This is a genomic window from Sodalis sp. RH15 (assembly GCF_047324255.1).
Lineage (GTDB): Bacteria > Pseudomonadota > Gammaproteobacteria > Enterobacterales > Enterobacteriaceae > Acerihabitans > Acerihabitans ligni.
The window spans coordinates 4,487,089-4,502,052 of the sequence record NZ_CP178738.1 but is presented as its reverse complement, the minus strand read 5'-3'; the positions used below and the strand labels follow the sequence as shown (position 1 = coordinate 4,502,052).

General features: G+C 58.8%; 13 protein-coding genes and 3 pseudogenes. 9 read left to right on the top strand and 7 right to left on the bottom strand.

Features of this window, described 5'->3' with window-relative positions; translation table 11 throughout:
• Window positions 1–73 precede the first annotated feature (73 nt).
• Window positions 74–909: pseudogene (locus ACL2XO_RS20465) on the top strand (TrbG/VirB9 family P-type conjugative transfer protein).
• A 459-nt stretch (window positions 910–1,368) separates the two neighbouring features.
• Here ACL2XO_RS20465 and ACL2XO_RS20460 read toward each other — a convergent pair.
• Window positions 1,369–1,983, bottom strand: a complete 615-nt coding sequence (locus ACL2XO_RS20460; protein WP_413741393.1) for a TetR/AcrR family transcriptional regulator — start codon at window positions 1,981–1,983, stop codon at window positions 1,369–1,371.
• Between the two features lie 266 nt (window positions 1,984–2,249).
• On the opposite strand from ACL2XO_RS20460, the gene ACL2XO_RS20455 reads away from it, so the two are divergent.
• The 6 genes from ACL2XO_RS20455 to ACL2XO_RS20430 all read left to right on the top strand — a co-directional run bounded on the left by ACL2XO_RS20455 (window position 2,250) and on the right by ACL2XO_RS20430 (window position 7,968).
• Window positions 2,250–3,398, top strand: coding sequence for an MFS transporter (locus ACL2XO_RS20455; protein ID WP_413743096.1), 1,149 nt, complete (start codon window positions 2,250–2,252; stop codon window positions 3,396–3,398).
• Between the two features lie 89 nt (window positions 3,399–3,487).
• Window positions 3,488–4,438, top strand: coding sequence for an alpha/beta fold hydrolase (locus ACL2XO_RS20450; RefSeq protein ID WP_413741392.1), 951 nt, complete (start codon window positions 3,488–3,490; stop codon window positions 4,436–4,438).
• Between the two features lie 55 nt (window positions 4,439–4,493).
• Entirely contained in the window at window positions 4,494–4,811 is a 318-nt protein-coding gene (locus ACL2XO_RS20445; RefSeq protein WP_413741391.1) for an EthD family reductase, read from the top strand.
• A gap of 14 nt (window positions 4,812–4,825) precedes the next feature.
• Entirely contained in the window at window positions 4,826–5,839 is a 1,014-nt protein-coding gene (locus tag ACL2XO_RS20440; RefSeq protein WP_413741390.1) for an alpha/beta hydrolase, read from the top strand.
• Between the two features lie 292 nt (window positions 5,840–6,131).
• Window positions 6,132–6,986: an NAD(P)-dependent oxidoreductase gene (locus ACL2XO_RS20435; RefSeq protein WP_413741389.1), complete on the top strand. Its 855-nt coding sequence runs from the start codon at window positions 6,132–6,134 to the stop codon at window positions 6,984–6,986.
• A 178-nt stretch (window positions 6,987–7,164) separates the two neighbouring features.
• Window positions 7,165–7,968 (top strand): type II toxin-antitoxin system HipA family toxin, encoded by an 804-nt coding sequence (locus tag ACL2XO_RS20430; RefSeq protein WP_413741388.1) that lies wholly within the window; start codon window positions 7,165–7,167, stop codon window positions 7,966–7,968.
• Window positions 7,969–8,042: 74 nt separating this feature from the next.
• On the opposite strand, the gene ACL2XO_RS20425 is transcribed toward ACL2XO_RS20430, so the two are convergent.
• The 3 genes and pseudogenes from ACL2XO_RS20425 to ACL2XO_RS20415 form a co-directional block, all read right to left on the bottom strand.
• Entirely contained in the window at window positions 8,043–8,600 is a 558-nt protein-coding gene (locus ACL2XO_RS20425) for an SDR family NAD(P)-dependent oxidoreductase (protein ID WP_413741387.1), read from the bottom strand.
• A gap of 26 nt (window positions 8,601–8,626) precedes the next feature.
• Window positions 8,627–9,364, bottom strand: coding sequence for an SDR family oxidoreductase (locus tag ACL2XO_RS20420; protein WP_413741386.1), 738 nt, complete (start codon window positions 9,362–9,364; stop codon window positions 8,627–8,629).
• A 14-nt stretch (window positions 9,365–9,378) separates the two neighbouring features.
• Window positions 9,379–9,981 (bottom strand): annotated as a pseudogene (locus ACL2XO_RS20415) (SDR family oxidoreductase); the annotation flags it as partial.
• Between ACL2XO_RS20415 and ACL2XO_RS20410 the strand changes: the two are divergent.
• Window positions 9,887–10,915 (top strand): HipA domain-containing protein, encoded by a 1,029-nt coding sequence (locus tag ACL2XO_RS20410; protein ID WP_413741385.1) that lies wholly within the window; start codon window positions 9,887–9,889, stop codon window positions 10,913–10,915. The pseudogene ACL2XO_RS20415 and the gene ACL2XO_RS20410 overlap by 95 nt on opposite strands.
• A 942-nt stretch (window positions 10,916–11,857) precedes the next feature.
• Here ACL2XO_RS20410 and ACL2XO_RS20405 read toward each other — a convergent pair.
• Window positions 11,858–12,790, bottom strand: a complete 933-nt coding sequence (locus ACL2XO_RS20405; protein WP_413741384.1) for an alpha/beta hydrolase — start codon at window positions 12,788–12,790, stop codon at window positions 11,858–11,860.
• A 461-nt stretch (window positions 12,791–13,251) separates the two neighbouring features.
• On the opposite strand from ACL2XO_RS20405, the pseudogene ACL2XO_RS20400 reads away from it, so the two are divergent.
• A pseudogene (locus ACL2XO_RS20400) lies at window positions 13,252–13,341 on the top strand (integrase); the annotation flags it as partial.
• A gap of 8 nt (window positions 13,342–13,349) precedes the next feature.
• Here the strand turns inward: ACL2XO_RS20400 and ACL2XO_RS20395 are convergent.
• Together ACL2XO_RS20395 and ACL2XO_RS20390 are read right to left on the bottom strand one after the other, a co-directional pair.
• The gene (locus ACL2XO_RS20395) at window positions 13,350–13,952 is read right to left on the bottom strand and encodes a LysE family translocator (protein WP_413741383.1); all 603 of its coding nucleotides are present in this window, start codon (window positions 13,950–13,952) and stop codon (window positions 13,350–13,352) included.
• 73 nt (window positions 13,953–14,025) lie between these two features.
• On the bottom strand, window positions 14,026–14,940 hold the full coding sequence (locus ACL2XO_RS20390) for a LysR family transcriptional regulator (protein WP_413725229.1): 915 nt from the start codon (window positions 14,938–14,940) through the stop codon (window positions 14,026–14,028).
• Between the last annotated feature and the right edge of the window lie 24 nt (window positions 14,941–14,964).

Genomic DNA, 14,964 nt, shown 5'->3' with positions numbered 1-14,964 from the left:
TGGTGTACGAATATCATTTAACATGCAAGCAAATCTCTTATATAAATAACAGGCAATATAACCTATTTTGTGCCTGCTGGCTGGTCCTGTTTTGAATAAAAAGCGTTACCCGCCAAGCATTTCTTATTACCGGCCCGAACCGGTAAAATCATTCAAGGTGTTGGCGGTACCGAAGGTGTTGCCGATGCCGGCGCAGATGAAACCGTTGCCGGATAACAAAGAAGGTCAATCCATACCGGCGCCGGCCAATGAGCATGTGCGGGTATCGCGCGCCAATGCGGAGGCACGCGTAGCGCCAAGTTTGGAAGGGTAGGTTAACGCTATCCAGGTCTGACCTTACACCGACGGTGCGCTGTACCAGCTTTATGCCGCGCCGGGCCGGGTAACGATGGTTGCCTTGCAACCGGGCGAAGGACTGGTGACGATCGCCGCCGGTGACACGGTGCGCTGGGTTGTCGGCGAGACCGCCAGCGGCACGGGCGACGAACAGCGCGTCAATGTGCTGGTGAAACCGATCCGCTCGGGGCTCAGAACCAATTTGGTGATCACCACCAGTCGCCGCTGCTATTTGCTGGAACTCACCTCGACTGAAAAAGCCTGGATGGCTTCGGTATCCTGGGACTATCCCAAGGACCGGATGATGACCTTACAGCGTCAGTCCCAGATGGCGCAAGCGGCGATGCCTGAACAGACGCTGACCGTGCTTCAAGCACAGTTCACCCAGCAGGATTTTAACTTTCTGATGTCTTTTAAGCGTGGTAGGACGGATTGGTCGTTAGCGCCGGAAAGCCAGATCAACAGCTGTCCGCAGTAAAATGGAAGTTACATAATATCGGTGGGATGACAGAAGGTAAGCGTGCCGAGGCATTAGCTAAACTTGAAAGGGTACTCATTAGCTGGCTAGGCTAGTTTATAAAATTTGAAATAGATTCACTAAAAGTATCACATTTATGTCTTTTATAAACCGCAATCTCTGCCTTAAAAAAGCAGTAAATTTGATATAATGAAACCTGATTGGCAATAAGCCCGAAAAGGTCAAGGCACAGCAAACTGCGCCATCTTCCGCGCCAGCTAAAGAACTCCGCGGATGAGGGTAAAAGCAAAGGTATCGGCCCCAGGTCGATGCCCCATCCAACCCTTTACCCTAGCCGGCTTGGGAAGTCTGTTGATAATCGAGAGGGCGAATAGGGTTCCAACGGGCTTTGGCGAATTTGAGCGTAGCCGGAGCCGGTATTCGTGATAAGAACCGTCCATTTGTCACGAAAGATGCGCGAGCGCAGCCGCTAGCGTGCATGGCAACGTATTCGGCTGAAAATTTACCTGCTGGCTGAAACGGCGAGGAAGCCGCAGCTTGGAAATTGAACATAGTCACCGAATCTTTGCCGTGTCCCATGCCGTCATAATGCAGTCGATAGAAACATTGAGCACGGGATAACTCACTCCATCGCGCACGAGCGTGGACAGGCCGACCAAGAAACTGTCGAACACCGTGGCGAGGGCTCGCGCGTCGGTTTCTGGCGCCAACTCGCCGATAGCGATGCCGCGTTCAATACAATCGGTGATGCCGCCCCGCGTGCGAGCGCGCGACCGTGTCAGCGATTGCGTCACCGCCGCGTTTTCTGGCGAGGGCGCGCTCATCACTGCCAGAGCGACCATGCATCCCTTGGGATGGCCGCGTTCGCATTGCATTTTCGCCGAAGCACGCAGGGCCCTTTCCAACGCTGCACGCGGTGTCAGCGCTGTATCCCATAGGCATTCAGTCACGGTCGCGTATTGACTCAAGTAGCGCTGCGCGCACTCCTGGAATAGCGCCTCCTTCGAGGCGAACGCGGCGTAAAAGCTCGGTGCGGTAATGCCGCCGCCAATCGCGGCCTTCAGTTGATTCAAAGAGGTGGCTTCATAGCCTTGTTCCCAAAACAGGTGCAAGGCTTGATCGATAGCCTCGTCCCGGTCGAACGTACGGGGTCTGCCCATCTGCGCCATGGCGTTCTCCTGCCGATTCGGACCTTTATGTGAAGGTATAAATACTAATCGATATATAAGTGGTTGACAATCGCTAATGCTTTCACGTACATTTATACCATTCGATATAAAACTGCAAAACGGTTTGGTCATCTTCCTCTTTAGATCAAATCGGTCATTGCTTCTGTTCCCCTAGTAGGAAACGTCCTGTGAAAACAGCTACTTCTAATTCGTCGCCGGAGCACGCAGCTACGCCGCTGCCGGTCTTTGCGCTGTTGGCGCTGGCCATGACAGGGTTTATCTGCATCTTAACCGAGACGTTACCGGCGGGCCTTCTGCCGCAGATCGGCCAAGGACTGGCCGTCTCCCCGTCGATGGCGGGACAGATGGTCACGGCCTATGCGGCGGGTTCTTTGCTGGCGGCGATTCCACTGACGATTGCTACACGGACCTGGAGGCGGCGCAGTGTGCTGCTGTTGACGATCGTCGGCTTTCTGCTGTTCAACTCGGTCACGGCAGTCTCTTCCCATTACTGGCTGACGCTGGCCGCACGTTTCTTCGCTGGCGTCTCCGCCGGATTGGCCTGGAGCCTGCTCGCGGGGTACGCGCGGCGGATGGTCACCGTGGATCAACAAGGCAAAGCGATGGCGATCGCGATGGTCGGTACGCCGATCGCTTTGTCACTGGGCGTGCCGCTGGGTACCTGGCTCGGCGCGCTGGTGGGATGGCGTGCCGCATTCTGGATCATGTCTGCGCTGACCTTGATGCTCATCGTCTGGGTGCTGGCCAAGGTGCCGGATTACCCCGGTCAGGCGGCCCACGAGCGCGTGTCGTTGCGCACGGTGTTGGTTACGCCGGGGGTACGGCCGGTGCTCGGCACGGTGATCGCCTGGATGCTCGCGCACAACATCCTCTACACCTATGTCGCGCCGTTCGTGGCGCAGGCCGGACTGCTCACGCGGGTGGATCGGGTGCTGCTGGTCTTTGGCCTGGCTGCATTGCTGGGGATTTGGATCACCGGGCGGCTGGTGGATCGCCACCTGCGCGCTGCGGTGCTGACGAGCCTGGCGACGTTTGGGGTCGTTTCCCTATTGTTCGCTTGGTTTGCCAGCCTGCCCATGGCGGTCTATCTGGGCGTGGCCATATGGGGCCTGACGTTCGGCGGGGCGGCAACGCTGCTTCAGACCGCTCTGGCTGATACCGCCGGCGACGGCGCCGATGCGGCGTTGTCGATGAATGTAGTGGCGTGGAATGGCGCCATCGCGGGAGGCGGTCTGCTCGGGGGCGTCCTGCTGCACGCTTGCGGTGCAAGCTCGTTCCCCTGGGTCCTGGTCCTGCTGTTGGCACTAGGATTCGTCATTGCCTGGTCGGCCAGAGCGCATGGCTTCCGGCCCGGGCCACGCCTGGCCGGTACCCGTGCCGTCGACGGCCACTGAATCGATGCGTTATCCAGCGATGGCCACCAGCCGTGCGCCTTCGCTTGCCATGTTCTTTGCCTTTCCATCACGTACTCAAGGAAAACAAGATGTTCCGACGTCTCCGACATATTTTCGCGCTCGCCCTCGCGTTAGCGTTCGCAGCACCGGCGTTCGCCGCTGACGAATTTCCGGTCCCCAAGGGCTTTACCAGCGCGTACCAGACAATCGACGGGGTCAAACTCCACTATGTCAAAGGCGGCTCCGGGCCGCTGGTCTACCTGGTTCACGGCTTTGGCCAGACCTGGTACGAGTGGCGTCAGCTGATGCCCATATTGGCCAAAAACTTCACCGTGGTCGCGCCGGATCTCCCGGGACTGGGACAATCCGCGGTACCGCCATCCTATCGAGCCACGGACGTCGCGCCGCTTCTGTACAAGCTGGCCGTCCAGTTCAGCGGCGGCAAGAAGTTCGACTTGGTGGCGCATGACATCGGTATCTGGAATACCTATCCGATGCTGGTCCAGCACCAGGACAATATCGGCCGCGTGGTCTATATGGAAGCGCCGATCCCGGATGACACCATCTACTCGTTTCCGGCCTTTACGCCGAAAGGCGAGTCATTGGTGTGGCACTTCAGTTTCTTTGCCGCGGGCGATCATCTGGCCGAGACCTTGGTGACCGGCAAGGAGCGCTTTTTCTTCGCGCATTTCATGAAGGTGCACGCGACCAACACCGCGGTATTCACACACGGGTTGCTCGACCTCTACGGCAAGTCCTACGCCAAGCCGCATAGCCTGCACGCCGCTTTCGAGTACTACCGTGTGTTGAATCAGGACGTCGCGGACAATAAGGTCCTGGCCGAGACTAAGGTCACGATTCCGGCGCTCGCGATTGGCGGCGGCGGCAACGGTGGCATGGGGCAATATCAGGTCGACCAGATGCGCCGCTACGCGACCCACGTCACCGGCACGGTGCTGCCGGGCTGTGGTCACTGGCTGCCCGAGGAATGTGCAGCACCGCTGAATGAGGCAGTCACGCAATTCCTCGACGACAAGTGATCTTCCGTTCAACAACTTCCCGCAGATTGGCCGACTGCGGGGCAGGAGAGCCGTCATGAGCAACAGCGACCCGTCCGTGGTGATCTACGTCAGCTATCAAGGTGCGCCGGAAAGCCGATTCGATCGCGATCACTATGTCAACGAACACCTTCCGCTGGTGATGCGTTCATGGCAGCGATACGGCCTGATCAGCGCCACCGCATTTTTTCCTGCCATCGACCAGGCCGGCACGATCGCGATTTGCGAATGTGTGTTCCGCGATGAGGCCGCCGTACAGGCCGCGTTCGTTTCGGCCGAGACCTCCGCAGTCATGGCAGACGTGCCGCGCTTCACCGACCTAACGCCTGACCGTTCGCGTGCGACCAGGCTTTAATCCGGAGAAATTCGATGTCAAAACAACAGACGAGATGGGCGCCGTGGACCACAGCGCCTACCAGAGCGGTGAAACGCGGGCATTTCTGGATACCCGGCGAGAGGGTTCAGCAGGAAGGCAAGACCTACCAGCGCGGCCCGATGTATGTGGAATGGGAGTCGCCCGAAGCCGTGACGCGGCCCTGGCCGATCGTGCTGATGCACGGCGGTGGCTTTCAGGGCACCGAATGGTTCGACACGCCTGACGGCAGGCCAGGCTGGGCACAGCGCTTGGTCGAGGCCGGTTACGCGGTGCTGGTCATCGACCGGCCGGGGCACGGGCGTTCTCCGTTCCATTCGCGCACGCTGGGTGAAATGGGGCCGCCGTTTTCGTATGAAGGCGGTCAATACATCTACTTCCCAGGCGACGACCCGCGACACACACTATGGCCGTTCGCGTCCGACGATGCCGCAGCGATGGATGAGTTCATCGCGGGTTATGGGCCGTTACCTGCGGACCTTGCGCTGTCCCAGACGCTGGATGCCGACCGCATGGCGGCGCTGCTCGATCGCATCGGGCCGGCCATTCTTCTCACGCATTCGGCTTCTGGCCCGGATGGCTGGTTGGTGGCCGATCGTCGGCCGGAGCTGGTCAAGGCCATTGCTGCCATTGAACCGATGGGACCACCGTTCGCGGACATTCCTAACATCGGCGCGATGCGCTGGGGGCCGAGTGCCGCGCCGCTGCGCTTCGCCCCCCCGGTTGCCGATGCTGATGCACTGCGCACGGCCGAGCCCGGCACCTTGCGGCTGCCGTCGCTGGTTGGATTGCCCATCCTGATCGTGACTGCGGAGGCGTCCGCCTTTGCCGCGGCTAGTCCGCCGACCGCAGCGTTCCTCAACGCGGCAGGTGCATCCGCCGAGCTTTTGCATCTGCCGGACCGGGGCGTTCACGGCAATGGACATGGTCTGATATACGAAAAAAACTCCGATGCGGCGCTCGCCCCGGTGCTTGAGTGGATCATCGAGCGAACAGAAACGCAGGATTGAAATCTCTCGATACCCTCTGACGGCGTGGACAGGAGAAATCATGAAAAAGATTTGGTTGATTACAAGATGTTCCAGTGGGCCGTTGATCATGCGCGCCGTCGACCGTACAGAATCGCCGCTGCACCTGGCCTCTCGGGCCGGTCGCCTCTGGCGTCGCCGAGGGCAAGCGAGCGGCGTTTCAAGCGGATCTCGATGCATGGCGCACCGTCGCCTCCGCGACCCACTTCAATTGACCCAACCCGGGTGATGCAGTCGGTCTTGACGGCGCATTCCCACTTGCCAGGAGAATCAAATGGAAATCGGTGTAATCGGCTTAGGTGCCATGGGCCAGGCGATGGCGAAAAATCTAGCTGCCGCTGGTCATACGGTGAAGGCTTGGAGCCGCTCGGGCGGTGAGGTGGCGGGTGTCAATGTGGTCGATACGCCGGAACAGGCGTTGCAGGCTGACATCGCCTTGACGATGTTGTCCGACGATTCCGCGATCCGTGAAGTGTTGCTGGACACCGGCGTGCTTTCTCGAGCCAAGCCGGGATTGGTGCATGTGGTTGCATCCACCATCTCCGTCTCGTTTTCGCGGGAATTGGTGGCATGCCATCGCGAAGCTGGCATTGATTACCTGGCCGCGCCTGTACTCGGACGGCCGGATGTCGCCGCGAAGGGCGAGCTCAATATCTTGGCGGCTGGTGCGTCGGCCACGCTGGAAAAGCTGAGTCCGATATTGGAAGTGATTGGCAAGCGGATCTGGAACCTGGGCGAGGAGCAGCCGACTGCTCATGCCGCTAAGATTGCCTGCAACATGATGATCACGATGGCGATCGAGGCCATGGCCGAGGCAGTGGTACTCACCGAGGAAAACGGTCTGGCGCGGGAACGCTTTTTCGATTTGATATTGAATACGCTGTTCGGCAGTCGTTCTTACCAGGTATATTCCGCCAATATTATCCAAGATCGGTATGAGCCTGGATTCAAAGCGAGCTTGGGCTGGAAGGATTTGCGCCTGGCCGATGCGGCAGCCGAACAGTTAGGAAGAGACTTGCCTATGCTCAGGGCTGTTCTCGAACAGATGGCCAAGGCGGTTAGCGCCGGCGGCGGTGACAAGGATTGGTCAGTCATGGCGGACTATACGATTCGCTCGATAGATCGATAAGCTGCATCAGCTTAATCATGCCCTTCCGCTATGCCACCGGACGCCATATGGATGCTCGCGTCTTGAGCTTTCGGGCAATGGCTGGTCATCATGTTGGACCGAGTTCGCATGAATCTGGTCGAGTTGTGGCGCTGATTGGTCCGAATCATGGGCATTTCGCTGCAACTCGCGGTTAACGGTGGCAGGTGGGGCACGGCCCAAGTCCACAGTTCGAGATACGGATGGCCGTCTGGCCCTGGGCAAGTTTCCCAGCCAGCCGGACCAGCGCGACGTCATTCGTGGCGAGATACTTGCCATGCATCTGGCTGCCAAGGCGGGCATCAACGTGGTACCGGCTCGCGTGGAACTGATCAACGGCATGGCGGCTGCCATCATTCGACGTTCGACCGCACCGATGATGCCAGCCGTATTCCCTACACGTCGGCCGCGGCGATGCTGCAGTCCAACGGCCGTGACACATCGCATGCCTACACGGAACTGGTGGACATGCTGCTTCGAGTGGGCGCCAACCCGATGGGCCGATATCCACGAGTTATGGCGACGACTGGCCTTCAATTTCCTGATCTGCAACACCGACGATCACCTGCCCAATACCGGTTTCCTGTACGACGCACGCCGTCACGGATGGCGCCTGTTGCCAGCCTTCGACCTCGACCCGATGCCTGGAGACCGACGCGAAAGCGAGACCTGGCTGACTGAGGATTCTGGAGTCATCGCCAGCCGGGCCTTACTGATGAGCGAAGCATCCTATTTCAGATTGAAGGCCGAGCAGGCGAACGAGATTTCGGGCGAGGTTGTCCAGGCGGTGGCTAGATGGCGCGCCGTGGCCAAGGGATTGGGCATGCGCGATACGGATGTGCTGACTTCGAGTCCGCGTTGGCTGAGTAAGGACTACCTGAAATGTGCCGAGCTGGCACATCCCCCTGGAACGGACCATCGAAGATGCCGTCGGCCAGCGCGACGATCCGGTCACGCACTGTGAGCCGATCCGCATCGGTTACCCAGGCTTCGATGGCCTCGAGTAGTGGCAGCATTAATGCCGGGGGCTGATAGGGCCTAGGCGGACGCAGGCGTCAAGATATCCCCTAGCCCCATCGCTCTCATGACCTCGGCACGGATGCGGTCGCCCATCGCAGCCATGACCTCATAGCCCATGTCGGCGGGGTCGACGGTGATATGGAACGGCCGCTTGCCGGCGGGAAGCTCAACGACGCTTGCTATCGCTCTGGCGACCGCCTGCGGATCGGCGTCTTTTGGCTCCATGGCAGCATGTCCTTTTCCCACCCTGTCCTGAAGATCGGCCGTCGGCCCCTCGGCGGCGCCCAACACCATGTGCCCGGCATTGTGGACCAGAACATCCAAACCACCTTTTTCATCGATCACGGTCTGAATGGCGCGGTCGACCGATGCCTGTTCCTGCACGTCCAGTTCGACCGTTCTGAGATCGACACTGTGCGCGGCGGCATGACGAGCGGCAGCGGCGACTTGTTCAGCATTGCGCCCCTTGGTATCGCGCATCGACGCATAGACCGTATGACCAGCGTCGGCAAGCGCATAGGCGGTCATCTTGCCGAATCCGCTGGATGCGCCTGTGATCAATATTGTCTTGCTCATGTTTTCTGCTTCTCCTGTTGAGCGGCTCAAATCATGCCGCCGTTGACGAGGATCGTCTGGCCGTTGATCCATTCGCCGCCTGGTCCGGCCAGGAACGCGATGGTGCCCGCTATGTCGTTCGGTTGTCCGATACGGCCGAGAGGCGTCCGGGCTGCGGTCTCTTCCAATTCCGTCGCCGTCTTTCCCTTGAGGTAGAGGTCCGTTGCCACGGGGCCCGGCGCAATGGCATTCGCCGTGATGCCGCGGCCGCGAAGCTCTTTCGCCAGCACGCCAATCAGCACTTCGACCGCCGCTTTGGTCGCCGCATAGACATCATAGCGCGGCGGAAGCACCGCCGTCGTGCCTGAGGAGAGCGCAATGATGCGCCCGCCCTCCGAGACCTGCCGTGCCGCACGGCTCAGCACGCGAAACGCTGCGGTCAAGTTGATTTCGATAAGACGGTCGAGGGCCGCGACCTCCATCTCGGCATGCGATCCGAGCAACTGAATGCCAGCGTTATGGACAACAACGTCAAGGCTTCCGAAACGACTGTTCACGGCGTCGAATAAACGCTCCGTGTCCTCGGCCTTTCCCAGATCGGCCTGCACCGCGAAGGCTTGGCCGCCGGCCGCGACGATGTCGTCGACGACCGCATCGGCCTCACGCGTGCCGGAAGCGTAGTTGGCCGCTACCGAGAAGCCATCCCGCGCGAGCCGTAGAGCAATCGCGGCGCCAATGCCGCGGGAAGCGCCGGTCACCAGCGCTGTCTTTCGTGCCTGTTGCATGGCGACACCCCCGGTCAAATCGCGCCGCCGTTCGCGAACAAAGTCTGGCCGTTGATCCAGGCACCATCCGGGCCGGCGAGGAATGACACCACCGAGGCGATGTCGCTTGGTTCGCCGAGCCGCTCCAGCGGCGCCATCTTCGTAATGTTGCCGATGAGCTCCTCCGACTTGCCCTTGAAAAACAGTTCGGTGGCGGTCGGTCCCGGCGCGACGGCATTGACGGTAATGTTCCGGCCGCGCAGTTCGTGCGCTAGGACCGCGGTCAGCGTCTCCACCGCTGACTTGGTTGCCGCGTAAGGACCGTAGCCCGGCAAGCGCAGTTTGGTGACGCTGCTGGAGGTGTTGATGATGCGGCCTCCATCGCCCATCCGCTTCGCGGCTTCCTGCAGCGTATTGAACGTACCTTTGAGATTGATCGCGACCATACGGTCGAACGTATCGGCGTCCATCTTTGCGATCGGCGCGAGCTCCATAATGCCGGCGTTGTTGACCAGGACGGCCACTTCGCTACCGCGCGCGGCAATGCTCGCGAACATCGCCGCGACGGCGCTGGCATCGCTAACATCGGCCGACACCGCGAACGCCTTGCCGCCTGCCGATTCGATCTTTCCGACGACGGCGCTGGGCGCCGTCCAGATCCTGGATGAGGATGAGGTGCCCACCGACTTCGATCGAATCGAGGGCCTGCCCCTGTCCGAGGAGGATATCGAGCGGAACCTGATCGAAACCGTTTCGCCGCAGGCCTTCGCCGGGGGCCGGGACCCGGACGCGGACTTCCGCATTTCGCTGGCCGGTGCGCAGGAGAAGACGGCCTTCCTTTGGTGGGACGGGCAATGGCTCGCGCCGCGTGGCGCCACGCCGACGAGCCACATCTTCAAGCTTCCGCTCGGCCTGATGGGCGGGCGGCGGGCGGACTTCAGCACGTCGGTCGACAACGAATGGCTGTGCTTGCGGCTGCTGAAAGCCTACGGATTGCCCGTGGCCGATGCCCATATCGCGACCTTCGGCCGACAGCGTGTGCTGGTGGTGGAGCGTTTCGACCGGCGCGTCGCACCGAATGGGCAGTGGCTCATGCGTCTGCCACAGGAAGACTTTTCCCAGGTCGAGGGCTGCTCGCCATTGCGCAAATACGAGAACGAGGGCGGTCCGGGCCTCAAGGCCCTGTTCGGCACGCTGCGGCAATCGGTGAATGCCGAGGCCGACATGAAGACGTTGATGGCGTCGCAGGTACTGTTCTGGTTGCTGCGGGCGCCCGACGGCCATGCCAAGAACTTCAGCATCCAGCTTCTGCCTCGTGGTCGTTTCCAGTTGACCCCGCTGTATGACGTGATGTCGGTGTACCCGGTGCTGGGCGATGGTCCCAGCCAGTGGTCGCCGTATGACATCAAGCTGGCGATGGCCTTGCTCGGCAAGAACCGGCACTACGAGATGCATGGCATCCAGCGCAGGCACTTCAATAGCACCGCACAGAAAGTCGGCTATGCCTCGACCGCAGAGCCGATCATCGAAGAAGTACTTGCCCGTACCCCAGCGGCGATCGCCGAAGTGTAAGCCGAATTGCCGCAAGACTTCTCATTGCGTGTCGCAGATGTCGTACTGGGTGGGCTTGAGCAGGCGGCCAGAACACTCGGTGGGATGACGCCGTAAGCAGGAGAAGAATCGGTCATTCCAAGGCAAGTCTGAGCGCGCTAAGATTCATTCTGATCGACAATAAGCTCGGAAATGTCGACGCCGCGCAAATCGTTCCATAACCCGCGCCAACATTAAGCGCGCGATTTTGACGGTAGACGGCGACGGTATGGAATTTATCGATCACTGAAAATCCCTTAAATCATAGTGACTTACAAGGCCTGTTGATGACAGAGTGGGAGTGATCGGACGTTCGGTAAGGTCCAGCACCAGATAGCAAAAAGTACATCTAAGCCCGCGTAAATGCGGGCTTTTTTGATTTTTTTGCGTGGCACCGTCTGGCAAATTTTCGCCTAGCCAAGCCCCACTTTTTTATGGCATGGTCGAGGGTATCGAATGAACCTGATGCCATGTTTGGCGATTGATACCATGACGGTCAGGAAGAACAAGTCCTGGTCATCGGTTGATACCCTGGCGTAGCCGATCAGCATCCGGCCGCTTTTCTGATCGAGCAGGGCGGGTGTGCTTGTCTATCATGGCTTCCCCATCGTGTTGCATAGATCGTCGCATATTATAAGAAATTTGCGACTGATTTCTGCAACTCCTGAATGCCGGCAGACACGGACAGAAGAGACGGTGTTACAAAACTTAGGGGTTATGGGACAACTTCGTTTCAAGTCTTAATATTATTGAGCGGATGGGCTTTCTATGGTCTTCCTGCCGTCGCGGAATATCTCATCCACTATCGCGCTTAGCGCGATAGGAGATCTTTGCAAATTCCTTGTGACGGATATGGTCACAGGCACACATCACGAGGAGGTTCATTTTGTCTACAACCTCCTGAAGAGCTGCTTATCTCCAGCTTTACGCCCCGAGATGCTCTCTGTAGAACACTGTCAGCTTCTCGACAGCTTGATCGACATATTCGGGTTTGTAGTACATTTCGTAATGCCCCGCGCCCTCGATGACGAAGAAATCTTTCTTGGTTGGCGCCAGGTCGAACAGCGTCTTGCCGTCATCATAGGAACCCGTGGTGCCCTTGCGGCCGCCGACGATGACCTGAAGGGGTTGCGTCAGCAATTCCGGCACGAGGTGAAAGGCATCGAAGCCCAGGAGAAGCCCGAAGCTTTGGAAGAACAATCGGTTGGTGGAGTTCGGGTGGCAATAGCGCGACTCACGATAGAAGCCGACCGCCTCCAGCAAGTCCGGATCGGTTACGCCTGAGGCCTCGGCCTGCTTCAACGTGTCGGGAATCCACGGATCGCGCCGGGGATCGCCTCCGCGCGCTTCGATCGTGCGCTGCTTGCCGACGGCGTCGAGCATCTTGAGCACCTCGGCCATCGGCTGCATCTGGCGGAAGGCGCGACCGATATTGCCGGCCACGACCGTGCCGAGTGCCTTGAAGCGATGCTCGGTCAGGGCGGCGTTCACCGCATAGCCGCCGCCCGCACAGATGCCGAGCAGGCCCATGTTGTCCTCGCCGACGAAGGGCAGCGTCGTTAGAAAATCCGCGGCGCAGCGGATGTCCTCGACGCGCGCTGCCGGATCCTCCAGGTCACGCGGCTCCCCGCCGCTTTCTCCTTGGTAAGAGGGATCGAAGGTGACGACCACGAAGCCTTGCGCCGACAGCTTTTCCGCATAGATCGCCCCGATCTGCTCCTTCACGCTGCTTCCCGGCGTGGCGATAACGAGGGCGGCATATCGCTTCGCCTCGTCAAAATCGTCCGGGACATAAAAATTCCCAGCGATTTCGATGCTGCGATTCCTGAACGAAATCCGTCTCGGATGAGTGGTCATGATGCTTCTCTGTAAAATTTATGCAAGAAATTGGCGACGAGACAATCAGTCGTGTCGCCATATCCGGAGGGGTAAAGTGCGCCTTCTCGGGCGGCCTGCCATGTCGTTGAAGCTTCACTTTATTGAAAGAGCGCCCGGTCTGTCAATATCATAAGCGGTGGCTTTTCAGGCCTATAAGGAGAGCCGATATCTGCGAGTCCCCGTCGTATGGCCGAGGACCCTCTGCGAGTCCCCGTCGTATGGCCGAGGACCCATGGGACAGGACTGAATGATTCTGTTTATCGTTGCTGAGTGATGGCCCTTGACTGTATCTCCAACGGGATAAAAAAAGAGATCTCATCTGATCGGCCGAACTCCTGAAGAAGAGTTAGTCTTCGAGAATTTAGCTTGGTGCCAGCCTGAGGAGCGGGCTGATCTGAAGCTCCGCGTCAGGGGAATGTTGCTCTTATTTTGCGGCTCGGCTTGCCAAATATGGGCCACATGATCTGCGACGAACGGCAAGCACACAGCTGCACGAGGCGGTCTATAACACCGATTTGATCGAGATTTGCCCGAACCCTCATTTTATTATGCTGTGTAATGAAAAAATAATCAGTAGCAGACCGCCAGCGATGTTGACGTATTTTTTCAGCAGTAATGGATCGGTTTTTTTAGCTGAGAAAATGAGTGCATGACTGATGGCGATAAGCCAGATGCTCATAACCCCCACATGCACGGAAGCAAGAGTCAGATAGTTGCTGATGCCGCCATCTATTCCGGCAAATTGTGAAACCACTGTCAGATAGAACATGATGGCCTTAGGATTCAGAACGTTAGCCAGCCAGGCCTGTTTTATTGTAATCGAAGTGATTTTGATGGTGAGTTCGGTACGCTTTGATTTAATGCCGCTGACGACGAGCATTAATCCTAACCAAAGGAGATAGACTGTCCCGGCAATTTTCAGTGCACCAAAAATCGCTGGAGACGAGACAATGACAGCGGTTATTCCGAGCCCGATAAGAAGCGCGTGTGTGTATATGCCCAAAGCCGTTCCGGCCAGCGTCCTAAAAAGCCCACTGCGTCCGCCGGCGAGAGCGCCGCTCATGACAAGAGTGAAGCTTGCCCCGGGGGAGAGGGCGACAGGCAGTAATGCAGGCATAAAGCCAAAAAAGTTGATTGCCATATTCTTCGGATTGTAAATGATATGTTTTGGCGCTGCCAGTATATCAACGAGGGCTTAGTGGCGGGAGCGGACGTTAGGATGATTCAAATGCATCCACCAACGCATCGATGAAGGCGCGCACTTTCGCGGGTAGGTAGCGCTTCGAGGGATATAGAACCGAGATTGGCACTTCCTCTGTTTGGTACTGGGGCAATACCCTTATGAGCCGTCCTGCTTCGACATGAGGTTCGAAAAGAAATGCAGGCAGATAAGCGATGCCCATTCCAAACAGGGCCGCCTCCAGCAGCGCTTCGCCCCGATCCGATACGAAACGTTGCCTGCCGGAGATCGATTGCCACGATCCGTCCGGGCCCCTTACACGCCAAGAGTGCTGGCTGGTGGCTCGGGCCTTCGAAGCGAAGTAGAACAAGCATGTATGATCGCGCAAGGACTCAATCGTTTCCGGCGCGCCGCGCAAGGCCAGGTATTCAGGCGAGGCACAGAAGATCGTCGGATAGCGCTTTATGCCGCGCGAGATCAGATCTTGCGGGGTGTTTTCAAGGCCGCCGATCCGGATGGCCAGGTCGAATCCATCCTCCACGATATCCACGACGCGGTCTGTCAGGCTCAGTTCGACGGAGACTTCGGGCCAATCCGCGAGGAAGCGTCGTACGACAGGCATCACGTGTAATTGCCCGTAGGCGCCAGGCGCCGTGATTCGCAAGGTTCCTTTCGGCTTGGCATCGCGTCCTGCGGCGTTGTTCTCAGCGGCTTCAAGATCGTCAAGGATGGCAATACACTGCTCGTAGAATCGCTGGCCTTCCTCGGTAACGCTGAAGGCCCGCGTGGTCCGGTTGAGAAGCCGGACACCCAGCCTCGCTTCCAAACGGCCGACAGCCTTCGCTACCGCGGAACGGGACAGACCCAGCCCGCGGCCGGCATCGGCGAAGCTGCCGGTTTTGACTGCCGTCGTGAAGGCGACGATATCTCCGGTGTTGGTGCCTCTCATCCCATATCCTCGCCTCATAGGCGT